Source organism: Kitasatospora sp. NPDC028961 (genome assembly GCF_055564815.1).
This window is the reverse complement of the sequence record NZ_JBVHVO010000016.1, coordinates 96,573-122,503: the sequence shown is the minus strand read 5'-3', so window position 1 is coordinate 122,503 and position 25,931 is coordinate 96,573. Positions and strand designations below refer to the sequence as shown.

Here is a 25,931-nt window from a genome sequence, read left to right as displayed (position 1 = left end):
TCGGGTCCTTCCCGTCGTCGATGTCGGGGGTTCGTGTGGCGTCCCCCATTGTGGTGCAACGCGGGGAGGGCTCGGATGTGTCCGCGCGGACCGGGCGTTCGCCAGGGGCGGAAGAGGGGCGCTGGCTCGGAGTGTCGGCGCGAGGGTCCACAATGGGGGCGCTGGGCCCTGTTGACGACAGCCGACGAGGACAGCACACGACGGCAGACGCAGACGACGACTGACGACGACGAGACGCAAGCGAGACGTAAGGGAGCCCCGCCGCGATGGCCCGCCGCAGTTCGCAGACCCCGCCGCCCGGAGATTTCGAGGAGCGGATCCTCGACGTCGACGTCGTGGACGAGATGCAGGGCTCCTTCCTGGAGTACGCCTACTCGGTGATCTACTCGCGTGCGCTGCCCGACGCACGGGACGGCCTGAAGCCGGTGCACCGGCGGATCCTGTACCAGGCCAACGAGATGGGCCTGCGGCCGGACCGCGCGCACGTGAAGTGCGCCCGTGTGGTGGGCGAGGTGATGGGCCGGCTGCACCCGCACGGTGACGCGTCGATCTACGACTCGGTCGTCCGGATGGCGCAGCCGTTCTCGATGCGGCTGCCGCTGATCGACGGGCACGGGAACTTCGGTTCGCTGGGCAACGACGACCCGCCGGCCGCGATGCGGTACACCGAGTCGCGGTTGACGGCGGCTTCGATGGCGATGGTGGAGTCGATCCACGAGGACACCGTCGACTTCGGCCCGAACTACGACGGCAGCGAGCAGGAGCCGCTGGCGCTGCCGGCCGCCTTCCCGAACCTGCTGGTGAACGGCGCGACGGGGATCGCGGTCGGGATGGCGACCAACATGCCGCCGCACAACCTGTCCGAGGTGGTGGCGGCGGCCCGGCACCTGATCAAGCACCCGAACGCCGACCTGGACACGCTGATGCGGTTCGTGCCCGGCCCCGACCTCCCGACCGGCGGCCGGATCGTCGGCCTGTCGGGCATCCGGGACGCGTACGAGTCGGGCCGCGGCACCTTCAAGATCCGTGCGACGACGACGATCGAGAGCGTGACGGCCCGCCGCAAGGGCATCGTGGTCACCGAGCTGCCGTACAACGTCGGCCCGGAGAAGGTCATCTCGAAGATCAAGGACCTGGTCAACGCGAAGAAGCTGCAGGGCATCGCGGACGTCAAGGACCTCACCGACCGCGAGCACGGGCTGCGGCTGGTGATCGAGGTGAAGAACGGCTTCGTGCCGGAGGCGCTGCTGGAGCAGCTCTACAAGCTGACGCCGATGGAGGAGACCTTCGGCATCAACAACGTGGCCCTGGTGGACGGCCAGCCGCTGACGCTGGGTCTGAAGGAGCTGCTGGAGGTCTACGTCGACCACCGCTTCGAGGTGGTGCGCCGGCGCAGCGAGTTCCGTCGGCGCAAGCGCCAGGAGCGGCTGCACCTGGTCGAGGGCCTGCTGGTGGCCCTGATCGACATCGACGAGGTCATCGCGATCATCCGGTCGAGCGACAACGCGGCGCGGGCGAAGGAGCGCCTGATGGAGCGCTTCTCGCTGTCGGAGACGCAGACCGCGTACATCCTGGACACGCCGCTGCGCCGGCTGACCCGGTTCGACCGGGTGGAGCTGGAGGAGGAGCAGGCGAAGCTCAACTCCGAGATCGCGGAGCTGACCGAGATCCTGGAGTCGGACACCCGGCTGCGCAACGTCGTGTCGGGCGAACTGGCCGCGGTGTCGAAGCAGTTCGGCACCGAGCGGCGGACGGTGCTGCTGGAGGCGGGCGCGGCCCCGTCGGCGGCGCTGTCCGTTCCGCTGGAGGTGGCGGACGACCCGTGCCGGGTGCTGCTCTCCTCGACGGGCCTGCTGGCGCGGACGGCGGACGGCGAGCCGTTCGAGGTGTCGGAGAAGCGCTCCAAGCACGATGTGATCGTTTCGGCGGTGCCGGCCACGGCGCGGGCGGACATCGGTGTGGTGACGTCGGCGGGCCGGGTGCTGCGACTGCCGGTGATCGACCTGCCGGCGCTGCCGCCGACGCCGTCGCCGACGCTGGCTGGCGGCGCCGCGGTGGGCGAGTTCCTGCGGCTGGAGACGGGCGAGCGGGCGCTGGCGCTGACCACGCTGGACGAGTCCTCGCCGGGTCTGGCGCTGGGCACGGCGCAGGGTGTGGTGAAGCGGGTGGTGCCGGAGTGGCCGGCGAACAAGGACGAGTTCGAGGTGATCGCCCTCAAGGAGGGTGACGAGGTGGTCGGCGCGGTCGAGCTGCGCACCGGCGAGGAGGACCTGGTCTTCATCGCCTCCGACGCCCAGCTGCTGCGCTACCCGGCGGGCCAGGTGCGTCCGCAGGGCCGACCGGCGGGCGGCATGGCCGGGATCAAGCTGTCGGACGGCGCCCGGGTGCTCTCCTTCACCGCCGTGGACCCGGCCGTGGACGCGGTGGTGGTCTCGGTGGCCGGTGCCTCGGGCACGCTGACGGGCGAGGAGCAGAGCTCCTGGAAGGTCACGCCGTTCGAGCAGTACCCGCGCAAGGGCCGGGCCACCGGTGGCGTGCGCTGCCAGCGGTTCCTGCGCGGCGAGGACGTGCTGTCCTTCGCCTGGGCGGGTGCCGCGCCGGCCCGCGCGGCCGGCGCCAAGGGGGCTCCGGTCGACCTGCCGGAGCGCGACCCGCGTCGTGACGGTTCCGGCACGCCGGTGACGGCGCCGATCGGTGTGGTGGCCGGCCCGGTGTAAGGGCGGAACGGTGTAACGGCGGCCCGGTGTGACAGCGGCCGGCCGCAGGTCGTGGGAGGGGTGCCGGAGTCCGGCGCCCCTCTCTCGCGTCCGGGCCGGGTCGCAGGAGCCGCGAACGGGGAGCCCGGGGAGCCGAGGGGGCCAAGCGGGTGCCAAGCCCCGGTGGCCCGGGGGGCCAAGGGTAGCCTTGCCTGCGTGAGCACCTGTGCGACCGTGTCGCGTGAACTGTCGGAGCCGCTGGCCGCCACGGCGGCCACCGCCACCACCTGGCTGCTGATCGAGCAGACCGGGCCGTGGGGCGCGAAGGCGCTCGCGGAGAGCCATCTGGACGCCGCGGTGGGGCGGGCCCTGGAGGCGGCCGCCGCCGGGACGGGCGTGCGGGTGGCGCTGATCCGGCGGCCGGGCCGGCACGCCGACTGCCTGCCGACCGCGCGGCACGAGGTGTTCCTCGCGCACACTGTGCCGGGTCGCGGCTGGGTGCGCCGGGGGGCGGTCACGGACCCCGCGGAGCTGCTCGGGCTGGACTTCGGGGCGCTGGGGGCGGGCGAGCACGGCGGGTTCGGCGCGGAGCACGTCGGCGGACCGGTGGCCCTGGTGTGCACCAACGGCCGACGGGACCGCTGCTGCGCGCTGCTGGGCCGGCCGCTGGCCGCCCAGCTGACGGCGGCCGGGCACAGCGAGGTGTGGGAGGTGACCCACCTGGGCGGGCACCGCTTCTCCCCCACCATGCTGGTGCTGCCGTACGGCTTCGCCTACGGGCGGCTGACGGCGGAGAGCGCCAAGGAGGTGCTGGCGGCGACGGCGTCCGGGCACATGGTGCCGGAGTGGTCGCGGGGCTGCTCGGGCTGGGAGCGCCCGGGCCAGGCGGCCGACCACGCCGTCCGGCTGGCCACCGGCGAGACCGAGGTGGACGCGCTGACCCTGAGCCAGCGCTCCGCCGGCGCGGGGCGCTGGCTGGTGACCGTGCGGCACCGGGACGGCCGGGCCTGGGAGGTGGACGTGGTCGAGGGCGCGAGCGAGCCGGCCCGCCCGGAGAGCTGCGGTAAGGCGGCGGGCACGCCGTCGCGGATGGACGTGGCGGCGGTCCGGGCGCTGTCGGTCCAGGACCGGTGACGGCCCCGCGCCCGTGGGGGTGGGCGCGGGACCGCCGGCGCGGGGTCAGCCCGTGGCGGCCTTGCCGACGAACTCCGTGGTGTAGGTGCGGGCCAGGTCGATGGAGCCCTCCTTGCCCTTGACGTCCGGGTGGAAGGCGGCGAGCACCGCGAGGACGGTCTTCGGCCCGTCGGCGGGCATCACCCCGTCCGTGGTGAACATCGGCAGGGTCGCCCCGATCGCCGCCGCGTACTGCTCGGCGCCGCCCTGCGCGTAGTCCGCGGGCATCTTCTCGGCGATCTCCGCCGGGGTGTGCGCGGCCATCCACTTCAACGTCCTGACGAAGGCGTTGGCGAGCTTCTGGGTGGTGTCCTTGTTCTTCTCCACCCACTCGGAGCTCATGTAGAGCGAGGACGAGGGGTAGAGCCCGCCGAGTGCGGCGCGCGAGCCCTCGGGGGTCCGCATGTCGTAGAGGATCTTACCGAGGCCCTTGTCGAGAACGGCGGCCACGGTCGGGTCGGTGGTCATGCCGGCGTCGATGCTGCCCTGCTGGAGCGCGGCGATGAAGGTCTGGCCGGCGCCGACCGCGATCGGGCTGAACTCGCTGACCGCGGTGCCGTTCTTGACGGCGAGGTACTTGGTGAGGAAGTCGGTGGAGGAGCCGATGCTGGTGACGCCGAGCTTCCTGCCCTTGAAGTCGGCGCCCGAGGTGATGGCGTCGGCCTGCTTGGCGGAGACGATCTCGACCTCGCCCGGTGCCTGGGAGAACTGCACGACCGACTCGACGTTCTTGCCCTTCGCCTGGAGGTCGATGGTGTGGTCGTAGAAGCCGACCGCGCCCTGGACGTCCCCGGCGAGCAGCGCGGTGGTGGCGTTGACGCCGGCCGGTTCGCTCAGCAGCTCGACGTTGACCCCGGCCTCGGCGAAGAACCCGAGGCGCTGGGTGAGCATGGCGGGCAGGTAGATGACCTTGTCCAGGCCGCCGACCATGATCTTGACCTTGGGGCCGTCGACCTTCTGCCCGGCCGGGGCGGCTCCGCTGTGGGAGACGGAGGCGGCGTCGTTGGCGCAGGCGGCGAGCGGGAACAGCAGGACGGCGGCGAGGGCGGCGGCAGCTCTGCCGGTCGGGTTCGGGCGCATGGGTGGGGGTGCCTCTCTGCGGTGGAACGGGGTGGGGGTCAGCGGCCGTCGCCGGAGTCGGCGGGCTTCCAGCGGAACAGCTTCTTCTCGGCGAAGGTCAGCAGCCCCTCGGTGAACAGCGCGACGACGGCGAGGATGGTCATCGCGGCGTACACACCGGCCGCGTTGAAGGTGCCCTGGGCCGCGGCGACCAGCAGGCCGAGGCCCTTGGTGGCGCCGATGTACTCGCCGACGATGGCGCCGATCAGCGCGAAGCCGAAGCTGACGTGGAGGCTGGTGAAGATCCATGTGGTGGCGGCGGGGATGACCACCTGAAGGGTGACCCGGCGGTTGTCGGCGCCCAGGATGCGGGCGTTGGCGACCAGGTTGCGGTCGACCTCGCGGGCGCCCTGGAAGGCGTTGAAGAAGACCGGGAAGAACACCAGCACCACCGCCGAGGCCACCTTGGAGGCCGGGCCGAGGCCGAACCAGATCAGGAAGATCGGGGCCAGCACGATGCGCGGGATGGCGTTCAGCACCTTGATGTAGGGCCCGAACACGTCGGCCAGGAAGCGGATCCGGCCGAGGGCGATGCCCAGCAGCACGCCTCCGGTGACACCGATCACCCAGCCGGTGAGGGCCTCGTAGAGGGTGTAGCCGATCTGCTCGCCAAGCGAGCCCTGGGCCGTGCCGTGGGTGATCCACTGCCAGATCTGGTCCCAGATCCTCGTCGGCTGGGAGAAGTTGAACGGATCGACGACCTCGGTGCGGGCGCACAGCTCCCAGAGTCCGAGGAAGGCCACCAGCACCGCGATCCGGGCTCCGTAGATGCCCAGCCTTCGCCTCCGGGCGGCCCGTTCGCGGGCTTCCGTCCTGGTGGCGGTGGCCACCGGGGCCTTTCCGGCGACGGCCGGCGCGGTCTCAAGCGGCACGACCCGCTCCTCTCTCCCGGGTGATGCGCACCTCTTCGCCGAGCGACGCCCAGATCTCCCGGTACAACTCGACGAACCTCGGCTCCAGCCGGACCGCCTCCACGGTGCGCGGGCGGGGCAGGTCGACGGTGAAGACCTCCTTGACGGTGGCCGGTCCGGCGGTCATCACCACGACCCGGTCGGCCAGCGCGATCGCCTCGTCCAGGTCGTGGGTCACGAAGACCACGGACGACCCGGTGCCGGCCCACAACTCCAGCAGCTGGTCGGACATCAGGGCGCGGGTCTGCACGTCCAGCGCCGAGAACGGCTCGTCCATCAGCAGGATGCCGGGGTCGTTGACGAAGGTCTGGGCGAGCGCGACGCGCTTGCGCATACCGCCGGACAGCTGGTGCGGGTAGCGGTCCTCGAAGTCGCCGAGGCCCACCCGGGCCAGCCAGTCGCGGGCCCGCTCCCTGGCCTCGGTGGCCGGCACGCCGCGGAAGCGCGGGCCGGCCATGACGTTGGACAGCACGGTCCGCCAGGGGAAGACGGCGTCCTGCTGGAACACGAAGCCGACCTTCCGGTCGATACCGTCGACCGGCCGGCCGTACACCCGGACCTCGCCCTCGGTGGGCTCCTCCAGGCCGCTGACCAGGGTCAGCGTGGTGGACTTGCCGCAGCCGGTGGGGCCGACGACGGCGACGAACTCGCCCTGCGCGACGGTCAGGTCGAGGTCGCGGACGGCGGTGTGCAGGGCGCCGGACGGGGTGCGGAACCGCTTGGTGGCGCCGGTCAACTCGATCGCCGGGGCCGGCGCCGGCCCGGTCGCCGGGGTTGTGCTCATGGAACCTCCCGGGGTGCTCTGTGCTTGCCCCGGGAGGCTAGGAGCGGCGGGGGCGGCGGCGGGAGACTTCTCGGCGAACTGCGGGTTCTCCGCGTTGAGGGCTGTTCTGCTCGTTTTGCTTCCGCTACAACAGCGGGGGCACGGCTGACAGAACCACCCCGGAAACATAGGGTGTGCCGACCACCGACCCGCCACCCACCCGGTTCCGCCCGATCCCCCCGCCCCGCCCGATCCCCCCGACTCCCCGCCCCGCCCTGATCCCCCTCGCCCGTCGACCGCGGCCGGTCGGACGCCCCCGAGAGGAGGCCCGGATGAAACACCCCCACTGGCCCCGCCGGGTCTTCGCCCAGCTGCTGCTGAGCCAGACCGTGGTGACCGTCGGCGTCACCGTCCTCACCGCCGGCCTGTTCCTGGCACCGGTCAGCGCCGAACTGGACCACGACGCGATGCAGCGCGCGCTGTCCATCGCCCAGGCCACCGCCGGCGACGAGACGATCGCCCGGGCCGCCGAGGTCCGCGACGCCGCCACCGCCCAGCGCAACGCCGAGCAGATCCGGACGGCCACCGGCGCCAGCTTCGTCGTGGTCACCGACCTGGACGGCATCCGGCTCTCGCACACCGATCCCGGCCGGATCGGCCAGCGGGTCTCCACCGATCCCGAGCCCGCCCTCGCCGGGCGCAGCGTCACCGCCATCCAGGAGGGCACCCTGGGCCGTACCGCGCGCGGCAAGGTCCCGCTGCGGGTCGCCGACGGGCGGATCGTCGGCGAGGTCTCGGTGGGCATCAGCGACGACTCGATCCGTCGGCGGCTGCTGAAGATGCTCACCGGCATCCTGCTCTGCGCGGGCGCCGGGCTGACCGCCGGCACCGTCGCCACGCTGGCGCTGGCCCGCCGGCTGAAGCGCCGCACCCACAACATCGCACTGGCCGACATCTCGGCGCTGCTGGTGGAGCGGGAGGCGATGCTGCACGGCATCCGGGAGGGCATGGTGGCGCTGGACGAACGGGGCCGGATCCGGCTCGCCAACGACGAGGCGGGGCGGCTGCTCGGCCTCCCCGAGGAGTTCGCCGGGCGGCCGATCGACGAGGTGCTGCCGCCGGGCCGACTGGCCGACGTGCTGGCCGGGCGGATCACCGGCGCCGACCTGCCGGCCGTCCGGGACGACCGGGTGCTGGTGGTGAACCGGATGGCGACGGCCGAGGGCGGCGCGGTGGTGACCCTGCGCGACCGCACCGAGCTGGAGTCCCTGGTCCGTGAGCTGGACACCACCCGCAGCCTCACCGAGGCCCTGCGGGCCCAGGACCACGAGCACGCCAACCGGATGCACACCCTGCTCGGCCTGCTGGAACTCGGCCGCCACGACCAGGCGGTGGCGTTCATCTCCGAGCAGTCGGGCTCGCACGCGGCGGCGGTGGCCCGGATCGGCGAGCGGGTGCGGGACCCGCACGTCGCGGCGTTGCTGGCCGGCAAGGCGGCGGTCGCGGCCGAGCGCGGCGTCCGGCTGGCGGTCGCCCCGGCGGCGCACCTGCCGGACGCGGTGGTGGACACCCGGGCGCTGGTCACGGTGCTCGGCAACCTGATCGACAACGCCGTCGACGCGGTGGCTCCGGGCGGCGGCGGTCAGGTGGCGGTGACCCTGGCGGCGGCCGGGTCCACCCTGCTGGCCGAGGTCGCGGACAGCGGGCCGGGGGTGCCGGCGGCCCTGCGCGAGCGGGTCTTCGAGGAGGGGTGGACCAGCAAGGACGCGCCCGCGCACCGGCCGCGCGGGCTGGGGCTGGCGATGGTGCGGCGGCTGGTCGAACGGACCGGCGGCCGGATCGTGCTCGATACCGGGCCGCTCGGCGGCGCCCGGTTCACCGTCGAGCTCCCCGAGGCCCTGCACGACGACCCCCCGGCCGCGGTCGCCCCCGCACCACCAGTCCCCGCACCGCCCGTCCCCGCACCGCTCGTGGAGGCCCGATGATCGACGTACTCGTGGTGGACGACGACTTCCGGGTCGCCGACGTGCACGCCGCGTACGTGGCCAAGGTGCCCGGCTTCCGGGTCACCGGCACCGCGCACTCGGCCGGCCAGGCGCTCGCCGCGCTGGAACGCCGCCCGGTGGACCTGCTGCTGCTCGACCACCACCTGCCGGACGAGACCGGCCTCGCCCTGGTGCGGCGCCTGCGTGAACGGCAGGTGGCGTGCGACGTGATGATGGTGACGGCCGCCCGGGACGTCTCCACGGTGCACGCCGCGATGCAGCACGGCGCCCTGCAGTACCTGGTCAAGCCGTTCAGCTTCGCGGGGCTGCGGGAGAAGCTGGTCGCCTACGCGCAGCTGCGGCACGCGCTGGCCGGACCGGCCGCGCGCGAGGCGGGCCAGGACGAGGTGGACCGGCTCTTCGCCACCCTGCGCGGCACGGCGGCCCCCGCGGCCGCCCTGCCCAAGGGCCACTCGGCGCCCACCACCGACCTGGTGCTCGGTGTGCTCCGCCGCGCGGGCCGCCCGCTCTGCGCCCAGGAGGTCGCGGATGCCACCGGGCTGAGCCGCTCCACCGCGCAGCGCTACCTCAAGCAGCTGGAGCGGGACAGCCGGCTGCGGCTCACCCTGCGTTACGGCGACACCGGGCGGCCCGAGCACCGCTACGTGCTGGCCGTCCGGGCCTGAGGGCCGCCCCGGGCCGAACGCTGCCGTTCACGGCGGAACCCCGACGGGTCCCAGGCCCGTCGGGGTTCCGTGCGCGCCGCGCGGCGCCCGCCGCGGCTCAGGCCGCGCCGGCTCCGGTGAGGGAGCGGACCTCCAGCTCGGCGTAGCGGTCCGGGTCGGCCGGCTCGGGCGAGGTGAGGGTGCCGATCCAGCCCGCCAGGAAGCCCAGCGGGATGGAGACGATGCCCGGGTTCTCCAGCGGGAACCAGTGGAAGTCCACCCCCGGGAAGAGCGCCACCTTGGTGCCGGAGACCACCGGCGAGAAGGTCACCAGGACGATCGCCGGGATCAGCCCGCCGTACACCGACCAGACCGCGCCGCGCGGGGTGAACCGCCGCCAGAACAGCGTGTACAGCAGCACCGGCAGGTTGGCCGAGGCGGCGACGGCGAAGGCCAGGCCGACCAGGAAGGCCACGTTCAGCTGCTGGGCGAAGAGGCTGAGCGCGATCGCGACCGCCCCGATCCCCACCGCCGCGATCCGGGCGACGCCCACCTCCTCGCGCTCGGACGCCTCCCGGCGGGCCCGCCGGGAGGCCGGCACGCCGCCCCGCCGACGGCGCGGGCGCCCCCGCCAGGCGCCCGCCCAGATGTCGTGGGCGAACGCGGCCGAGGAGGCGAGCGTCAGCCCGGCGACCACGGCCAGGATGGTGGCGAAGGCGATCGCCGAGATCAGCGCGAACAGCACCACCCCGCCGGTGCTGCCGTTGCCGCCGCCGAGGACGAGGGCCAGCAGCGGGACGGCCGTGTTCCCCGCCGCGTTGGCGTGCCGGACCTCCGCCGAGCCGACCAGCGCGGTGGCGCCCAGGCCGAGCGCGATGGCCATCAGGTAGAAGCCGCCGACCAGCCCGATCGCCCACATCGTCGAGCGCCGGGCGGCCCGGGCGGTGGGCACCGTGTAGAAGCGGGACAGGATGTGCGGCAGGCCCGCGGTGCCCAGCACCAGGGCGAGGCCGAGGCTGAAGAAGTCCAGCCGGCTGGTGAAGCTCGCCCCGTACTTGAGCCCCGGCTCCAGGTACCGCTGCCCGGCGCCGCTGTGCTGGGCGGCCTGCCGCATCAGCTCACCGACGTCCCCGTGGAAGCGGACCATCAGCAGCACGGTGAGCAGCACCGAGCCCGCGATCAGCAGGAAGGCCTTGACGATCTGGATCCAGGTGGTGGCCCGCATCCCGCCGACCGTGACGTAGACAATCATCAGACCGCCCACCGCCACGATGGTCCAGGTCCGGGCCTGGGTGCTGCTGGTGCCGAGCAGCAGGGCGACCAGGCTGCCCGCGCCGACCATCTGGGCGACCAGGTAGAGCAGGGTAACGACGACGCTGGCGCCGCCGGCCGCCGCCCGGACCTTGCGCCGCCGCAGGCGCAGCGCCAGCACGTCGGCCAGGGTGTACCGGCCGGCGTTGCGGACCAGCTCGGCGACCAGCATCAGCACCACCAGCCAGGCGACCAGGAAGCCGATGCTGTAGAGCACGCCGTCGTAGCCGTAAAGCGCGATCAGCCCGGCGACGCCGAGGAAGGAGGCGGCGGAGAGGTAGTCGCCGGAGAGCGCGAAGCCGTTCTGCAGCGGGGTGAAGTCACGGCCGCCGGCGTAGAAGTCCTCGGCGGCGCTGCCCCGGCGGCCCACCCAGAGGGTGATGCCCAGGGTGACCAGGACGATGACGGCGAAGAGCACGATGGCCAGGTCGTGGTGGTCGCCGGCGGGGGCGACGGGAGGCGGGGTCGCGGTCCTCATCGCAGCTGGTCCTGGGTGTCCCAGCGCAGGCCCAGCGCGGCCCGGTCCCGCTTGGTGCGGGCGTTGCGGGCGTAGAGCCAGGTGAGCAGGAAGGTCGAGGCGAACTGCAGCAGGCCGAGCAGCCAGGCCACGTTGACCGGGCCGGCGACCTGGCTGCGCATCAGCCCGGGCGCGCCTGCCTGGGCGGCGACGTACAGCAGGTACCAGCCGAGGAACGCCCCGCTGACCGGGAGGACGAAGGCCCGGTAGCTGCGCTTGATCTCCTGGAACGCGTCGCTGCCCTGGACGGCGCGGTACACCTCGCTGCTGTCGACGGCCGACGGGGCCTCGACCGGCGGCACGGGAGCCGACGCGAGCGGCCGGGCGGGCGGGGCGGCCTCCATCCGGGCCGCGGGCGGCGCGGACGGCACCGGTGGTGCCGGCGGCGGCACGGCGGGGGCCGGCGGCGCGGGCCGGTCGGGCTGGGGGGCCGCGGCGGGAGCGGCCCACCAGTCGAATCGCTGCCCCTGTCCGGGACTGCTCGTCTGCTGCTGTGGCACTACTGCTCCTGGACCGGCGGGGCTCTGACCGAACCCATGATGGAGGCCCGCGGAGCCCGCCAACTCCCATTGCAGATACGTTCACTCGATGAGGTGATCGATGATCCGACAGGTGCTCATCCGACTACTGCTGCGTACCGGTGAACCCGTGGCGAAAGGCGTACGCGACCGCCTGGGCGCGGTCCCGCACCCCGGTCTTGGCGAACAGATTGTTGATGTGCGTCTTCACGGTGGCCGGGCTGACGAAGAGCCGACGGGCGATCTCGGTGTTGGAGAGGCCCTCCGCGATCAGTGCCAGCACCTCGGCCTCGCGGGCGGTCAACCCGTCCGGCAGCTCCGCCGGGCGCCCCGCTCCGGGCCCGGCCGGACCGGACCGGCCCGCACCACCGCCACCGCCACGCCCGCCGCCGTGCGACGCGTCCCACCCGCCCGGCGCGGTGGCCTGCTGCGCACCGCCCGCCAGCCGCTCCAGCAGGCGCAGCTGCACCTGCGGCGAGAGCCCGGCGGCGCCCGAGCGGACGTCCGCGATGGCCCGGGCGATCTCGTCGCCGCCGGCGTCCTTGGTGAGGTAGCCGCGCGCCCCGGCCTGCAGCGCGGGGAAGAGCGACTCGTCGTCGGCGTAGGTGGTGAGCACGACGACCTCGGTCTCCGGGTGCGCCGCCCGGATCCGGCGGGTGGCCTCGACCCCGTCGCAGCGCGGCATCCGCAGGTCCATCAGGACGACGTCCGGGCGGTGCCGCTCGACCAGCTCGACGGCCTCCTCGCCGTCGGCGGCGGCGCCCACCACCTCGATGCCCGGCAGCAGGCCGAGCAGCATCACGATGCCCTCGCGCACCACCGTCTGGTCGTCCGCGACCAGCACCCTGGTCGGCTCCGCCCCGGTCACACCGGCACCCGCAACAGCACGCGCCACCCTCCCTCGTCCGGGCCCGCCAGCAGGGTGCCACCGAGCAGTTCCGCGCGTTCGCGCATCCCCAGCAGACCGTACCCGCTGCCGGTGGCCGCCAGCCCACCGGCCGATTCGCCGCGGCCCGGGCGGGTGTTGCGCACCTCCAGCTCCACCGCGTCGGGCAGGTAGCGCAATTCCAGCGCGCAGCGTGCGCCGGGGGCGTGTTTACGCACGTTGGTCAGAGCCTCCTGCGCTGTGCGCCGGACCGCGAGCCCCGCTTCGGCGGGGAGCGGGCGCGGGGTCCCGGTGACGGTGAACGCCGCCCGCTCGCGCCCGGTCAGCTCCACCAGGAACTCGCCGACCGGGGTGAACTCGCCGCGCAGCGCGGAAAGCGCCTGCCGGGTCTCGGCCAGGCCGTCCTGCGCCATCCGCCGCGCCGCCACCACCCGTTCGCGGACCTGCTCCCGGTCGGTGCCCGCGTCCAGCATCAGCCGGGCCGCCTCCAGGTGGACGAGCTGCGCGGAGAGGCTGTGCGCCAGGACGTCGTGGATCTCGCGGGCGATCCTGGCCCGCTCGGCGAGCGCCGCGCTCTCCGCCTCGGCGGCCCGCGCGGCCCGTTCCTGGGCCAGCAGCCGCCGGGCGGTGCCACGTGCCTCGCCGTCCATCCGCAGTAGGTAGCCGAGCAGGGTGAGGCCGCCCACCGTGGCGAGGATCCCCAGCCGGCTCTCCCAGCTGGCGGCCGTGTAACTGCCGAACGCGGCCGCCGCCGTCGCCAGCGCGGCACCGGCGGGCAGCCGGACCAGCGCGGTCAGGGCCAGCCCGCCCCAGACGAAGTCGGCCAGCAGGTGGGCCCTCCCCCACTCGGCGACCCAGGCGGTGCCGATCAGGGCGGCGGCCAGGGCGAGCGCGGGCCGCAGCAGCTGCGCGCGGGCGGCCCGCAGGAAGGCGGCCGTCAGCAGGACCACCGCGGCCAGCCCGGCCGCCGCCGCGGCCACCGCCCAGCCGGTGTACCCGCCGCGGGAGAAAGTCCCCCAGCCCAGGGTGACGAGCAGGACCGTCCGGCCGATCAGCGTCAGGACCCGCCGGGCCGGACTCTCCGCGTCCCTCTCCAGCCCCTCGCGGGCCGGCCAGCCGGTCCAGCTCCACCCGGGCACGGGCCTCCCTCTCCTCGGTGTGGTCACGTGCGGGCCGGCCGGTCAGCCGGCCACGCCGGCGCGGTACGGCGTCGCCAGCTCCCGCGCCCTCCAGTTCACCACGACGGTCCGAACCACCAGCAGCGCGGCGAGCCCGAGCATCAGCGCGCTACCGCTCTGGTGGACGTGCAGCGCCGCGCCCAGTCCGTACAGACCGATCCGGACGGCGATCATGCCGGCCCAGGCCGCCCCGGTGGCCCTGGTGGCGCGGGTCCAGAGCGCGCCGTCCTCGCCGCGCCAGATCCGGACGGTCCAGCCCCAGACGCAGCCCATCGCCAGCACCACCAGCAGCGAGGCGGCGGTCAGCCCGATCGAGAGGGCCCGGTGGGCGCCGTCGACCAGGCCCGGGTCGCGGAGCGCGAGCACGGCGAGGACCAGCGGCAGCACCCAGAACCGGCGCTCGGTGTCGAGGCGCTGCGGGCTCAGCTGGCGGCGGAGCACCAGGGCGACCACCGCGATGATCACGAGGACGTTGACGAGGCCGGTCATCGGATTCTCCGTTCCGACAGGAGGGCTTGCTGACCTCTCCGACGCTACGGATCCGGCGCCCCCCGCTGATCGGCGCCGGGGTGGACCGGGGGTGGAGCCGGCACGGCAGGGGCCCTCCACCCGAGGGTGGAGGGCCCCTGCCGTGCGGCGGTGCGCTCAGGCGTCGATGCGCGAGCGGTCCAGGGTGGCCGCCGAGTCGACGATGAACTCCTTGCGGGGGGCGACGTCGTTGCCCATCAGCAGGTCGAAGATCTTCTCGGCCTGCTCCAGGTCGCCCAGGTTGATCCGGCGCAGGGTGCGGTGGCGCGGGTCCATGGTGGTCTCGGCCAGCTGGTCGGCGTCCATCTCACCGAGGCCCTTGTACCGCTGGACCGGGTCCTTCCAGCGCATGTTCTTGCGCTGGAACTCCAGCAGGGTGGAGCGCAGCTCGGCGTCGGAGTAGGTGTAGTGGTACTTGTCCTGGCCGCGCTTGGGGTTGGTGAGCTCGATCCGGTGCAGCGGCGGGACGGCGGCGAAGACCCGGCCCTGCTCGACCATGGGCCGCATGTAGCGCTGAAAGAGCGTCAGCAGCAGGCAGCGGATGTGCGAGCCGTCGACATCGGCGTCGGCCATGAAGATGACCCGGCCGTAACGGGCCTGGTCGATGTCGAAGGTGCGGCCCGAACCGGCCCCTATCACCTGGATGATCGCGGCGCACTCGGTGTTCTTGAGCATGTCGCTCACGGACGCCTTCTGCACGTTGAGGATCTTGCCGCGGATCGGCAGCAGCGCCTGGAACTCGGAGTTGCGGGCCAGCTTGGCGGTCCCGAGCGCGGAGTCCCCCTCGACGATGAAGAGTTCGCTGCGCTCGACGTCGTCACTGCGGCAGTCGGCCAGCTTGGCCGGCAGCGAGCTGGTCTCCAGCGCGGTCTTCCGGCGCTGGGCCTCCTTGTGCTGGCGGGCGGCGACCCGGGTGCGGGCGGCCGCGACGACCTTGTCCAGGACGGCCCTGGCCTGGAGCTTCTCGTCCTTCTTGGCGGACGTCAGGAAGGCCTTGAGCTCCTTGGCGACCACCGCGGCGACGATCCGGTTGGCCGCCGAGGTGCCCAGCACCTCCTTGGTCTGCCCCTCGAACTGCGGCTCCGCGAGCCGGACGGTGACCACGGCGGTGAGGCCCTCGGTGGCGTCGTCCTTGGTGATGTCGTCCTCGGCGACGCGCAGCAGCTTGGCGGCGCGCAGCGCCTCGTTGACGGTCTTGGCGAGCGAGCGCTCGAAGCCGGTGACGTGGGTGCCGCCCTTGGGGGTGGCGATGATGTTGACGAAGGAGCGCAGGGTGGTGTCGTAGCCGGCGCCCCAGCGCAGCGCGATGTCCACGCCGAGGTGGCGGGTGACCTCGGTGGGCGTCATGTGGCCGACCTCGTCCAGGACGGGGACGGTCTCCTTGAAGGTGCCCTCGCCGTGCAGCCGCAGCACGTCGCAGACCGGCTTGTCCGGCGCGAGGAACTCGCAGAACTCGGCGATGCCGCCGTCGTAGTGGAAGGTCGACTCCTCGACCACGTCGCTCTCGGTCAGCCGCTCGTCACGGACGACGATGGTGAGGCCGGGGACGAGGAAGGCGGTCTGCCGGGCCCGGTTGTGCAGGTGCTCCAGGGAGAGCCGGGCGTCCTTGAGGAAGATCTGCCGGTCGGCCCAGTAGCGGATCCGAGTGCCGGTGCGGGCCTTCGGCACCTTGCGGGCCTTGCTGAGGCCGTTGGCGGGCTCGAAGGGGGCGTCCGGGCCGCCCTCGGTGAAGATGCCCGGGGTGCCCCGGCGGAAGCTGACCGCGTGGGTGTGGCCGCCGCGGTCCACCTCCACGTCCAGCCGGGCCGAGAGGGCGTTGACGACGGACGCGCCCACGCCGTGCAGGCCGCCCGAGGCCGCGTAGGAGCCGCCGCCGAACTTGCCGCCGGCGTGCAGCTTGGTCATCACGACCTCGACACCGGAGAGCCCGGTCTTGGGCTCGACGTCCACCGGGATGCCGCGGCCGTTGTCGCGCACCTCCACCGAGGAGTCGTCGTGCAGGACGACGTCGATGCGGTCGCAGTGGCCGCCGAGGGCCTCGTCGACCGAGTTGTCGATGATCTCCCAGAGGCAGTGCATCAGGCCCCGGCTGTCGGTGGAGCCGATGTACATGCCGGGGCGCTTGCGAACCGCCTCCAGGCCCTCCAGGACGAGCAGGTGCCGAGCGGTGTAGTTGGAGCCGTCGTCCCCGGCCAGCAGTGCGGACGGCACGGTCGATTCGGCACTCACGCGGCACTCTCCTCGGTGAAGTTCTGTCTCATCGGTCACATCCGGGCACAGCCGGAACGTCCGCCAGTGCAGCACACCGCACCGACAACAGCTCCGCCACGTGTGCACGCCCCTGCGCTGGGTCACAGCACGACGAGCCGGTCCCGCGCAGCTTGTACGCGCTGCGCGAACACGCACCGCGCCGGATTCCGCGCACCGGAGCGCCATCTCCTCCCGGTACCACCGGTCCTGGCGGATCGTGGGACCGGGCACAGGCTCCGGAACTGCCGTTATGCAGGCTACCGGGGCCCAGGACGGGGCTTATGCTCCAACCCAGCAGAGGATTATGCTACGCGGACCTCGCACCCCGTCCCGATCGGGCGTTCGAGGGACAGGCGGATCCTGGGATTCGGTACGCATGAACCACCGGCCCCCGGGGCACGTCCTCATCAACACAGCAGAATCCTCAAAGAAGAAAAGCCACGAGCGGGAACGTTTTCGGCCTGGTTGGATGTTGACCCTGGTACGACAGCTCGTCGAGCTAGAGAAGAGGCGACGTGACTACTGTTCTGACCCCTGCGAGCCCGCTCACCGCGGCTGACCGCTGCGACCGCTGCGGCGCCCAGGCTTACCTGCGCGTCGTACTCGCCAGCGGCGGAGAGCTGCTCTTCTGTGCCCACCACGGCCGGAAGTTCGAGCCCGAGCTCAAGAAGATCGCCGTGGAGATACAGGACGAGAGCGGCCGGCTCAGCACCAACGCCACGGCCGCCGACGAAGAGCGCTGATACCGGGCGCCCCAGCAACAGCAGGCCAACGAGCTGTGTCCGGCCGCGCACCGCGCGCGACCGGCGAGCCGGGCGGCGGGTCCCCTGACGGGGGCCGGTCGTCCGGCTCTGCTGTTTCCGGCCGCGATCGGGCCGGCTGCGATCCGGCCGGGCCCACCGCGGTTTCGGTACGGGCCGTCGCGCCGCCCGACGGTCCGGGCGACGCGACGTCAGAACGTGATCGTGCGACTACAGGACGGAGCGTACCGCGTCGGCGACCGCGGCGACGCGGGTGTAGACACCCGGGTGGGCCGCCTCCGCGCAGCCCGTCCCCCAGGAGACCAGCCCGGCGAGGCGTCCGGCGACGACCAGCGGGCCACCGCTGTCCCCCTGGCAGGCGTCCTTCCCGCCCTTCTCCGCCCCGGCGCAGACCATGCCGCGGGCGTCGAAGTGCCCGTCCGACCCACCCGGGTAGGCCTGGGCACAGGTCCGGTCGGGGATGACCGACACGTCGACGCCACGGAGCGTGGGCGAGTAGTCGCCCTTGCCCGAGGTGTCCCCCCAGCCGTAGACCTGCGCCCGGTTCCCCTCCCGGTACGGCTCGGTGTCCCCCTGGCCGACCAGGTCGATCACCGGGCGGGCACCCTGCGACTCGGTGAGCGTGAGCACCGCCACATCGTTCATGTTGGCCGCGAAGGCGTAGTCGGGGTGGATCCAGACCGCCTCGACGGGCACCTCACGGCCGGCCGAGCCGCGCAGGTCGTCCCGGCCCACCACGACCTTCAGCCCCGGCCGCTCCACCCGCCGGCCCTTGGCCTCGTCGTAGAAGCAGTGCGCCGCCGTCACGACCTTGGTCGGAGTGACGAGCGCACCGCCGCAGAACTGCCCCGAGCGACCGTTGCCGAACTGCTGGCGGCTGGCGACCGCCACCATCCACGGATGGTCGGCGGTGCTCACGACGGCGCCGCCGATCACCCGCCGCTGGGCCTCGGCCGGTGCGGCCGGGCCGAACGCGACCAGCGTCGCGGGCAGCGCGGCGAGCAGGCCCAGGACGGCCGCCCGGTAGCGGCGACGCACCGGCCGGGTGGCCGGGCAGGCCGAGGGCGAGGCGACGGTCGGCAGGTCCGCGCGATCCGGGTTGGGCAGCACCGTGTCTCCAGTTGGCTCGGTAGCGGGCAACCGGCACAGCGTAGGTGATCGGCTACGTTCCGCGACCGGTTACCGCCGCACCGCCACCCGGACGAGCGACAACAGCCACCCGGACGCTGACGCGCCCTATCGCCCTGTCGCTCTATCGCCCCCCCCCCCCCCGAGTCACGCCGGACACGGAGAAGGCCCGGAGCGCAGTGCTCCGGGCCTTCTCACGGTGCGGATCGCCGGACCGGGCCGGACCGGGTGGTCCGGCGGCGGTCCCGCCGGTCGCGGATCAGTCCAGGTAATCGCGCAGCACCTGGGAGCGCGACGGGTGGCGCAGCTTCGACATGGTCTTGGACTCGATCTGGCGGATGCGCTCACGGGTGACCCCGTACACCTTGCCGATCTCGTCCAGCGTCTTCGGCTGACCGTCCGTCAGGCCGAAGCGCATCGAGACGACGCCCGCCTCGCGCTCGGACAGGGTGTCCAGCACCGAGTGCAGCTGCTCCTGGAGCAGGGTGAAGGAGACCGCGTCGGCCGGCACGACCGCCTCGGAGTCCTCGATCAGGTCACCGAACTCGCTGTCGCCGTCCTCACCCAGCGGGGTGTGCAGCGAAATGGGCTCGCGACCGTACTTCTGGACCTCGATGACCTTCTCGGGGGTCATGTCGAGTTCCTTGGCCAGCTCCTCCGGGGTGGGCTCGCGGCCCAGGTCCTGGAGCATCTGGCGCTGGACGCGGGCCAGCTTGTTGATGACCTCGACCATGTGCACCGGGATACGGATGGTGCGTGCCTGGTCGGCCATCGCGCGGGTGATCGCCTGGCGGATCCACCACGTGGCGTAGGTGGAGAACTTGTAGCCCTTGGTGTAGTCGAACTTCTCGACCGCACGGATCAGGCCCAGGTTGCCCTCCTGGATGAGGTCCAGGAAGAGCATGCCGCGACCGGTGTAGCGCTTGGCCAGCGAGACCACCAGGCGGAGGTTGGCCTCCAGCAGGTGGTTCTTGGCGCGGCGGCCGTCCTCGGCGATGATCTCCAGCTCGCGCTTGAGCTTCGGCGCCAGCTTGTCGGCGGCCGAGAGCTTGTCCTCGGCGAACAGGCCGGCCTCGATGCGCTTGGCGAGCTCGACCTCCTGCTCGGCGTTGAGCAGCGGGACCTTGCCGATCTGCTTCAGGTAGTCCTTGACCGGGTCGGCGGTGGCACCGGCGACGGCGACCTGCTGGGCAGGCGCGTCGTCCTCGTCGTCGTCGGAGAGGACGAACCCCTGCGACTCCTCCTCGGGCTCCGCCTCCTCGCCCGCCTTGTCGCCGGGCAGCGCGACGTCCTCGATCAGCTCTTCCTCGCCGCCGACCTCCTCGTCGCCCTTGCCCGCCTTACCGGCGGCGGTCTTCTTGGCAGCGGTCTTCTTGGCCGGCGCGGCGGTCTTCTTGGCGGCCGCCTTCTTCGCCGGGGCGGCCTTCTTCGCCGCAGGCGCCTTCGCCTCGGCGGAGAGCGTGGCTCCCGCCTCGGTGATCTCGGCGGACACCGTGCCGACCGACGCCGCGGCGGCCGCGACCGCCGGAACGGAGATGGTCGCGCCGGGCGCGATGCGCACGGGGGGCTTGGTCGGGGCCGCCGGAGCGGCCGGGTTCCGGGTGGTGACCGCCTTGGTGGCAGTGCGCTTGGTGGGGCTCTTGGCAGCGACGCTCTTGCGCTTGGCACCGGCCGGCTCGGCCGCGCTGACCATAAGGTCCACCCCCTCCTCAATCAGAACCTGGTTGAGGCTGCGCATGACGTTCTTCCACTTGGTGACCGGGATCTGGTCCGCCTCGAACGCCTGGCGCACGTCGTCACCGGCGATCTGCCCCTGGGCCTTGCCCCGCTCGATGAGCGCCAGCAGAGCCGCGGACTCGGCGATCTCGGGGGGAAGCGAACGGGATGTGCTGGCCGACACGAACAACCTCTCGGACGATGAGTGGACTCGAACCCGTACCGGCCGCCCGAGCGGGCGGGGAAGGAAATCGCGCGTCGGACGCGCGGTGTCGATTCCGACCGACTCGGGCTTGAGGACTGGGTTTGCAGGACGGCAGCAGCGCCGCAGACCAACACAGCATTCTGACATGTTGGGGTATTCCGGAGCTGCTTCCGCTCAGGACACATCGCTGCTACTCGTCAAGTGTTACGCATGGCCTTCGTGTCGCGGGTCACACCACTCGGCGCCCGCGGCCCGGGGCCGACTTCCATCATCCCTCACTCGCGACCGAGCTCTTGGCATGGGCAGACCACCGCGGCCGGGGCAGCTGCCGCAGGGCGTGCGGATGCCGGATCACGGCGGTTCACGGCGAAACACAGCGGTTCACGGCGGGGCGGGCGTCCGACGGCCGGGCCCGGGCGTGAAGAAGCCCTCCGGCTGCGCCGTGCGGTGCAGCCGGAGGGCCGGGAGTTCGCGGGGCCGCTCGATCGCCGGGTGGGCGACTCAGTGCTCCCGGGGAGCGGGGACGGACGGCTCGATCTCCGGGTGGACGGTGAGCAGCGCCCGCACCGCGGCCTCGCCCGCCGTGCCGTCGCCGGTGCCGAGGGCGTCCACCAGCCGGGCGTGCAGGCTGACCGAGGCCTCCGAGGGGCGCTCGCAGGAGGTGGGCGGGCCGCCCGACACCTGGAGGGAGCAGGAGACGATCCCGGAGAGGTGCTCCAGCATCCGGTTCCCCGCCATCTGCAGGACCAGGGCGTGCAGCTCGGCGTCGGCCCGCGAGAACGTGGAGAGGTCGGCCTGGGCGGCGGCGTGGCCCATGATCTCGATCAGTTCGACCAGGCGCTGCTGGACGTCCTCCCGGCCGTGACCCGCGGCGAGCCTGGCGGCCAGCGGCTCGATCGCCCAGCGGAGCTCGAACAGCTCCCGGCGCTGCTCGTCGCGCTGCGGGCCGAAGGCGCGCCACTCGATGATGTCCGGGTCGAGCAGGTTCCAGTCGCCGACCGGCCGGACCCGGGTGCCGACGTTCGGCCGGGCACTGACCAGGCCCTTCGCCTCCAGCACGCGCAGCGACTCGCGGACGACGGTGCGGGAGACCTCGAAGCGCTGGCCGATCTCCTCGGGGACGAGCGGGCGGTCGGCACCGAGGTCGCCCGAGACGATCATCTGACCGAGCTGCTGCACGAGCTGGCCGTGCAGGCCTCGGCCACGACTGCTGGTGGTCTTGCGGCCGACCCGGCCCAGATCCGACTCGGCGCCCTCCCAGCGGGGCGCCGGCGGGGTCGGCCGGTCGGCGTACGAGAAGCGGTCCAGGTCGCCGGCGCCGGGGATGGCACCTTCGGCGGAACGGGCGGGGGTCATGGTGGGGTGCGCAAGGGTACTCACAAGTCCTTTGTCGGCGATCGGCGGGCGCAGCTTGAGAATTCTCGTGAAAAGCACACGAAAGGGTGATCGACCGTGACTGGATAATTGACTTCTTATCAGGAAGAACCGCACATTACGGCCACTGCTGGTCGATCTTGGCAGACCGTCAGCGACGGTCCGGGCCTTGCGAGGGGCTTCCCGGTGGCTTCCCGGTGGCTTCCCGGCCCTCGGCGAGGCTTTCGACCGGGCTCCGCCGGGAGCCGCGCGGGCGGGCTCCCGACCGGTCCGCACGCCCGCCCGTCGCCTCAGAGCGCCCGCCGCCGGGCCTGGACCAGGAGCGAGACGAGCAGCAGCACCAGCGCCGGCGCCGCGACCGCTGCCAGCAGCGCCGGGTCGGTCAGCACCGAACCGCCCTCCGCAACCCGGTCGTCCCCGCCGTACACCCATCCGTACGCCCACTCGACGCCGGACTGGAACGGCAGCAGTTCGGTCGCGCGGGCCGGCCAGGCGGTGCCGGTCTGCCGGAGCACCAGGGCCACCCCGGACTCCAGCAGCGGCGGCAACGCGCAGAGCAGCAGCACCCCCGCGGCGGCACTGCGGGTCAGCGAGGCCGTCAGCACCCCCGTCCAGCCCGCCACGACCACCAGCAGGACGAAGGCCAGCAGGGCGGCGGGCACCCCCTGGCCGGCCGCGAGGGCGGCGGGGGCGAAAGCCCCGGGCAGGTCCGCGAGCCCGCTGAAGCCGGCCGAGGCGAGCGCCTCGGACACCCGGCCCGACAGGGCGGCCGGCTCCGACCAGGCGGCCACCGCCACCCCGTCCGGGAGCGCGAAGTGCACGACCACGATGTCGATCAGCAGGGTGACCAGCGCCAGCAGCCCGGCCACCGGGGCGATCACCACCAGCTTGGCCAGCAGCAGCCGCACCCGGCGCGGATACGACACCTGCGAGGCCGCCAGCCCCGGGTGGCGCACCTCGTGGCCGTAGGAGAGCGCGCCCAGCAACCCGGCGCCGAGCGCCGCGAACGGCAGCGGGATCAGCGGCACGGTCGCCGTCAGCAGCCGCACGCCGGCCGACCCGGCCAGCGGCCCGGCGGGAGTCTGGGCGGCCAGCACCGCGGCCACCGCGGCGTCGCAGAGCAGCACGGCGGTGAGGAGCAGCCAGGTGGAGCGCAGGCCGCGCAGCCGGCGCAGCTCGTAGGCCAGTACACGCACGGTTCACTCGCTCCGGTGGTCGGGGGTGGTGGGGGTGGTGGGGGTGGTGGGGGTGTCCGGGGCGGTGCCCGGGAGTGGTCGGCCGAGCCGGACGGTGTCGGCGGTCATCAGGTCGCCGACACCGGCGTCCTCGCGCCGGGCGCGGGCACCGGGGTCCGGGGCGCTGCCGGACCGGGCCAGTCCGCGGAGGCCGTCCCGGAAGAGGCGGTCCACGACGACCGTCGGCGCGGTGTCGGCGCTCTCGATGACCCCACCGGTGTCGGGGGTCTCGGCGGTTGCGGGGGTGCCGGCGGTGTTGGGGGTACCGGCGGTCGCGGGGGTGTCGGCGCCCTCGGGAGTGCGGCCGGTGTTCGGAGCTTCGGCGGTTGTCGGCTCGGGTCGGCGGGGCGGGTGGGGGTCCCGGGGCGACCGTGACTTCCCGTCCTGCCGGCCTTCCCGGCCCTGCCGGGTTTCCTGGCCCTGCTGGCCCTGCTGGCCCTGCTGGGGCGTGCGCCGGGTGGCCCGCGCGGCGACCGCCGACAGGGCCGTCGCGGCGGCGACCGCGACGGTACCGGCGGCCGCGGCCGCGGCGGACGACGAAGGCAGCGCGAGGACCGGCAGCGCGCCGGTGCCCGCCGCGCTCGCGGCCGGCCTGGGCACCTGCGCCGACTCGCTCGGGGAGGCCTCGGGCTCCGCCGCCGCCTCCGCCGGGCGGGGCTCCGCCAGGCGCCCGGACCTGGGATCGGTCGGGCGGTCCTCGGCCTGCGCCGACCTGACCCGGAGCCGACCCGACCGCCCCGAGGCCGTGGGCAGGGTGGCGCGGGGAGCGGGCTGCTCGACCACCTGGTCGGCGAGCTCGTGCAGCAGGATGCCGTGCCGGTAGGCGAGTTCACCGATCTCGGTACGATCGATCCCCGCCACCGCGAGGCCCGCCCCGCCGTCCCGGCGCACCGCCGCGCCCTGGGCCGCCAGCAGATCGGCGAGCCGGGCCATCTGCGGCCCGCGCACGGCGACCTCGGGGCTGAGCCGGGTGCGGCAGAACTCCTCCACCGGCTGATCGGCCACCAGGCGGCCCTGGTCGAGCGTGACCACCCGGTCCGCGAGCCGGGAGGCCTCCTGCGGCGTGCGGGTGGTGACCAGGACCGTGCCGCCGGCGACCCCGAACGAGCGGAGGAAGGAGTGGAACCACTCCACATTGCGCGGCGAGAGCCCCTCGGTGGGCGCGTCGAGGATCAGGGTGCCCGGGTCGCCGAGAAGCGCCGCGGCGAGGGCGAGCCGCCGGTGCATGCCGGGCGAGAAGCTGCGCAGCCGCTGCCCGGCCACGGCCGCCAGCCGGGTCTGCTCCAGCAGTTCGTCGGCCCGCCGGGCGGGGACTCCGACCGCCGCCGCCAGCATCCGGAGGTGGCTGACGGCCTTTCGGCCGGGGTGCCCGGCGACCGCGCCGCCGGCACCGCCCGGGCCCGGCAGCAGTACGCCGACCTCGCGCTCCGGGCGGCGGAGCCGACGGTAGGTGCGGCCGTCGAAGAGCGTGACGCCCTGGCCGCGTTCGAGTTCGAGCATCAGCCGCAACGCGGTTGACTTGCCCGCGTCCTCGGGGCCCAGCAGTGCCGTCACGGAGCCGGGGCGGGCGTCGAAGGTCAGGTCGAGCACCGCCGGCGGGACACCCCTGCGGTAGACCTTGGTCAGTCCGGTGATCTGGATCATCGCTGGCTGCTCCCGTGCCCTCGGCCGACCTGGTCTGCGCGACACGGGGCCGTGCCCGCACGGCCCCGCGCCAGCACATTAGGGGGCCGGAGCGGCGATTCCGGGCATTACGGGAGCGGCACGGGCCTGCCGCCCACGCACCTCACCCGATCAGGGGACAATCCGATCCTGCGACGGAGTCACCGTCGCGCCGATCGGGCGAGCGGTTCCGGGCGTTGCGGTTGTTCCGGGCACAGCGGATGTCGGGCGCCGCGGATGTCGGGCACTGCAGATGTCGGGCACAGCGGATGTCGGGCGCCGCGAGCACCGGTAGCCCGGCGGCCGGGATGGCGGGCGTGGGCGCGGGCGCGGGGCTGGACGGGATGCCCGCTCAGGACTCCGGACGCAGCATGGGCGGGTTGAGCACGGTGGCGCCGCCGGGGGTGAACAGCTGCGCGGGGCGGCCGCCCTGGCGCGTGGTGGTGCCGCCGGAGGGCAGCAGGAAGCCGGGCGTGCCGGTGACCTTGCGGTGGAAGTTCCGCGGGTCGAGCACCACGCCCCAGACCGCCTCGTAGACCCGGCGCAGCTCGCCTACGGTGAACTCGGGCGGACAGAACGCCGTGGCCAGTGAGGAGTACTCGATCTTGGACCGGGCCCGCTCCACGCCGTCGGCCAGGATCAGCCCGTGGTCGAAAGCGAGCGGGACGCCGTCGACCGGGCTCGGTCCGAGCAGTTCGGCGACCGGGGCCCAGCGGGCGCCGCTGGCATCGCCGCCGGCCCGCGGGGTCGGCAGGTCGGGCGCCAGGACGAGGTAGGCCACGCTGACCACCCGCATCCGGGGGTCGCGCTGTGGGTGGCCGTAGGTCGCGAGCTGCTCCAGGTGGGCGCCGGCCGCACCGGGGCCCGCCGCGTCCTGGCCGGGAGCGGAGTAGGCGCGCAGACCGGTCTCCTCGGCCAGCTCCCGGGACGCCGCCTCGGCCAGGCCCTCGTCCAGGCGGACGAAGCCGCCCGGCAGGGCCCAGTAGCCCTGGAAGGGGGGCTCGCCCCGTCGGACCAGCAGGGCGCACAGCGCGTGGTCCCGCACCGTCAGGACCACCAGGTCAACCGTGACAGCGAACGGGGGGAAGGCCGACGGGTCATAACGCGACATGGCGACGATCATAGTCGTCTCTCTGACGATAAGCACAGGCCCGCGCACGAAGCGTGCCCGACCGTCCGCGCCTCCGACCCGTCGTCCCTGCCCCGTGCCCGGCTCTGGGCGGCCGGCCGGTCGGGGGGGGGGGGGGGGGGGAGCCCCCCCCCCCCCCCCCCGGGGGGGGGGGGGGGGGGGGGGGGGGAAAGGTCCACAATACCCCAGAACCCCGCCCCCCCCCCCCCCCCCTCTTCCTT

20 protein-coding genes are annotated in these 25,931 nt (G+C 73.5%); 5 read left to right on the top strand and 15 right to left on the bottom strand.

Annotated elements, in window-relative coordinates; genetic code table 11:
- The first annotated feature begins 266 nt into the window (after nucleotides 1-266).
- Nucleotides 267-2,717 carry a DNA gyrase/topoisomerase IV subunit A gene (locus tag ACZ4UX_RS25080; RefSeq protein ID WP_352294216.1) on the top strand — a complete coding sequence of 817 codons (2,451 nt, stop codon included), beginning with the start codon at nucleotides 267-269 and terminating at the stop codon, nucleotides 2,715-2,717.
- Between the two features lie 195 nt (nucleotides 2,718-2,912).
- Nucleotides 2,913-3,830, top strand: coding sequence for a sucrase ferredoxin (locus tag ACZ4UX_RS25075; protein WP_465708306.1), 918 nt, complete (start codon nucleotides 2,913-2,915; stop codon nucleotides 3,828-3,830).
- 45 nt (nucleotides 3,831-3,875) lie between these two features.
- Here the strand turns inward: ACZ4UX_RS25075 and ACZ4UX_RS25070 are convergent, their stop codons facing one another.
- Genes ACZ4UX_RS25070 through ACZ4UX_RS25060 form a run of 3 tightly spaced genes read right to left on the bottom strand, consistent with a single transcriptional unit; the run spans nucleotide 3,876 to nucleotide 6,683 of the window.
- Nucleotides 3,876-4,949 carry an ABC transporter substrate-binding protein gene (locus ACZ4UX_RS25070; protein ID WP_465708305.1) on the bottom strand — a complete coding sequence of 358 codons (1,074 nt, stop codon included), beginning with the start codon at nucleotides 4,947-4,949 and terminating at the stop codon, nucleotides 3,876-3,878.
- 38 nt (nucleotides 4,950-4,987) lie between these two features.
- Nucleotides 4,988-5,818: an ABC transporter permease gene (locus tag ACZ4UX_RS25065; protein ID WP_380388628.1), complete on the bottom strand. Its 831-nt coding sequence runs from the start codon at nucleotides 5,816-5,818 to the stop codon at nucleotides 4,988-4,990.
- 31 nt (nucleotides 5,819-5,849) lie between these two features.
- A complete protein-coding gene (locus ACZ4UX_RS25060; RefSeq protein WP_465708304.1) occupies nucleotides 5,850-6,683 on the bottom strand; it encodes an ABC transporter ATP-binding protein in 834 nt (277 codons plus the stop codon).
- Between the two features lie 311 nt (nucleotides 6,684-6,994).
- Here ACZ4UX_RS25060 and ACZ4UX_RS25055 point away from each other — a divergent pair, with 311 nt between their 5' ends.
- Nucleotides 6,995-8,647: an ATP-binding protein gene (locus ACZ4UX_RS25055; RefSeq protein WP_465708303.1), complete on the top strand. Its 1,653-nt coding sequence runs from the start codon at nucleotides 6,995-6,997 to the stop codon at nucleotides 8,645-8,647.
- Nucleotides 8,644-9,333: a response regulator gene (locus ACZ4UX_RS25050; RefSeq protein ID WP_329489873.1), complete on the top strand. Its 690-nt coding sequence runs from the start codon at nucleotides 8,644-8,646 to the stop codon at nucleotides 9,331-9,333. Before ACZ4UX_RS25055 ends, ACZ4UX_RS25050 begins: the two co-directional genes overlap by 4 nt.
- A 97-nt stretch (nucleotides 9,334-9,430) precedes the next feature.
- Here ACZ4UX_RS25050 and ACZ4UX_RS25045 read toward each other — a convergent pair whose 3' ends face one another.
- The 6 genes from ACZ4UX_RS25045 to ACZ4UX_RS25020 form a co-directional block, all read right to left on the bottom strand.
- The gene (locus tag ACZ4UX_RS25045) at nucleotides 9,431-11,101 is read right to left on the bottom strand and encodes a solute symporter family protein (RefSeq protein WP_465708302.1); all 1,671 of its coding nucleotides are present in this window, start codon (nucleotides 11,099-11,101) and stop codon (nucleotides 9,431-9,433) included.
- The gene (locus tag ACZ4UX_RS25040; RefSeq protein ID WP_465708301.1) at nucleotides 11,098-11,640 is read right to left on the bottom strand and encodes a DUF485 domain-containing protein; all 543 of its coding nucleotides are present in this window, start codon (nucleotides 11,638-11,640) and stop codon (nucleotides 11,098-11,100) included. Before ACZ4UX_RS25040 ends, ACZ4UX_RS25045 begins: the two co-directional genes overlap by 4 nt.
- A 124-nt stretch (nucleotides 11,641-11,764) precedes the next feature.
- The gene (locus ACZ4UX_RS25035; RefSeq protein WP_465607246.1) at nucleotides 11,765-12,457 is read right to left on the bottom strand and encodes a response regulator; all 693 of its coding nucleotides are present in this window, start codon (nucleotides 12,455-12,457) and stop codon (nucleotides 11,765-11,767) included.
- 65 nt (nucleotides 12,458-12,522) lie between these two features.
- Nucleotides 12,523-13,683 carry a sensor histidine kinase gene (locus ACZ4UX_RS25030; RefSeq protein ID WP_465708300.1) on the bottom strand — a complete coding sequence of 387 codons (1,161 nt, stop codon included), beginning with the start codon at nucleotides 13,681-13,683 and terminating at the stop codon, nucleotides 12,523-12,525.
- A 42-nt stretch (nucleotides 13,684-13,725) separates the two neighbouring features.
- On the bottom strand, nucleotides 13,726-14,211 hold the full coding sequence (locus tag ACZ4UX_RS25025) for a DUF1453 domain-containing protein (protein WP_465708299.1): 486 nt from the start codon (nucleotides 14,209-14,211) through the stop codon (nucleotides 13,726-13,728).
- A gap of 156 nt (nucleotides 14,212-14,367) precedes the next feature.
- Nucleotides 14,368-16,479: a DNA gyrase/topoisomerase IV subunit B gene (locus ACZ4UX_RS25020; RefSeq protein WP_329489867.1), complete on the bottom strand. Its 2,112-nt coding sequence runs from the start codon at nucleotides 16,477-16,479 to the stop codon at nucleotides 14,368-14,370.
- 536 nt (nucleotides 16,480-17,015) lie between these two features.
- Between ACZ4UX_RS25020 and ACZ4UX_RS25015 the strand changes: the two genes are divergently transcribed.
- Nucleotides 17,016-17,243 carry a DUF7455 domain-containing protein gene (locus ACZ4UX_RS25015; protein WP_465708298.1) on the top strand — a complete coding sequence of 76 codons (228 nt, stop codon included), beginning with the start codon at nucleotides 17,016-17,018 and terminating at the stop codon, nucleotides 17,241-17,243.
- Nucleotides 17,244-17,471: 228 nt separating this feature from the next.
- Here the strand turns inward: ACZ4UX_RS25015 and ACZ4UX_RS25010 are convergent, their stop codons facing one another.
- The 6 genes from ACZ4UX_RS25010 to ACZ4UX_RS24985 all read right to left on the bottom strand — a co-directional run bounded on the left by ACZ4UX_RS25010 (nucleotide 17,472) and on the right by ACZ4UX_RS24985 (nucleotide 25,692).
- A complete protein-coding gene (locus ACZ4UX_RS25010; protein ID WP_465708315.1) occupies nucleotides 17,472-18,254 on the bottom strand; it encodes a S1 family peptidase in 783 nt (260 codons plus the stop codon).
- Between the two features lie 394 nt (nucleotides 18,255-18,648).
- Entirely contained in the window at nucleotides 18,649-20,289 is a 1,641-nt protein-coding gene (locus ACZ4UX_RS25005; protein WP_465708297.1) for an RNA polymerase sigma factor, read from the bottom strand.
- Between the two features lie 522 nt (nucleotides 20,290-20,811).
- Nucleotides 20,812-21,744, bottom strand: coding sequence for a FadR/GntR family transcriptional regulator (locus ACZ4UX_RS25000; RefSeq protein WP_465708296.1), 933 nt, complete (start codon nucleotides 21,742-21,744; stop codon nucleotides 20,812-20,814).
- 230 nt (nucleotides 21,745-21,974) lie between these two features.
- Nucleotides 21,975-22,880 (bottom strand): hypothetical protein, encoded by a 906-nt coding sequence (locus ACZ4UX_RS24995; protein WP_465708295.1) that lies wholly within the window; start codon nucleotides 22,878-22,880, stop codon nucleotides 21,975-21,977.
- 3 nt (nucleotides 22,881-22,883) lie between these two features.
- Entirely contained in the window at nucleotides 22,884-24,563 is a 1,680-nt protein-coding gene (locus ACZ4UX_RS24990) for an ATP-binding cassette domain-containing protein (protein ID WP_465708294.1), read from the bottom strand.
- A 370-nt stretch (nucleotides 24,564-24,933) separates the two neighbouring features.
- A complete protein-coding gene (locus tag ACZ4UX_RS24985; protein WP_465708293.1) occupies nucleotides 24,934-25,692 on the bottom strand; it encodes an NUDIX hydrolase in 759 nt (252 codons plus the stop codon).
- Nucleotides 25,693-25,931: the final 239 nt, after the last annotated feature.

Excerpts from the sequence above, each read along its gene's own strand:
- ACZ4UX_RS25045 (WP_465708302.1), bottom strand. The coding sequence starts at position 11,101 with ATGAGGACCGCGACCCCGCCTCCCGTCGCCCCCGCCGGCGACCACCAC.
- ACZ4UX_RS25050 (WP_329489873.1), top strand. The coding sequence starts at position 8,644 with ATGATCGACGTACTCGTGGTGGACGACGACTTCCGGGTCGCCGACGTG.
- ACZ4UX_RS25070 (WP_465708305.1), bottom strand. The coding sequence starts at position 4,949 with ATGCGCCCGAACCCGACCGGCAGAGCTGCCGCCGCCCTCGCCGCCGTC.
- ACZ4UX_RS25035 (WP_465607246.1), bottom strand. The coding sequence starts at position 12,457 with ATGCTGCTCGGCCTGCTGCCGGGCATCGAGGTGGTGGGCGCCGCCGCC.
- ACZ4UX_RS24990 (WP_465708294.1), bottom strand. The coding sequence starts at position 24,563 with ATGATCCAGATCACCGGACTGACCAAGGTCTACCGCAGGGGTGTCCCG.
- ACZ4UX_RS25080 (WP_352294216.1), top strand. The coding sequence starts at position 267 with ATGGCCCGCCGCAGTTCGCAGACCCCGCCGCCCGGAGATTTCGAGGAG.
- ACZ4UX_RS25060 (WP_465708304.1), bottom strand. The coding sequence starts at position 6,683 with ATGAGCACAACCCCGGCGACCGGGCCGGCGCCGGCCCCGGCGATCGAG.
- ACZ4UX_RS24985 (WP_465708293.1), bottom strand. The coding sequence starts at position 25,692 with ATGTCGCGTTATGACCCGTCGGCCTTCCCCCCGTTCGCTGTCACGGTT.
- ACZ4UX_RS25025 (WP_465708299.1), bottom strand. The coding sequence starts at position 14,211 with ATGACCGGCCTCGTCAACGTCCTCGTGATCATCGCGGTGGTCGCCCTG.
- ACZ4UX_RS25055 (WP_465708303.1), top strand. The coding sequence starts at position 6,995 with ATGAAACACCCCCACTGGCCCCGCCGGGTCTTCGCCCAGCTGCTGCTG.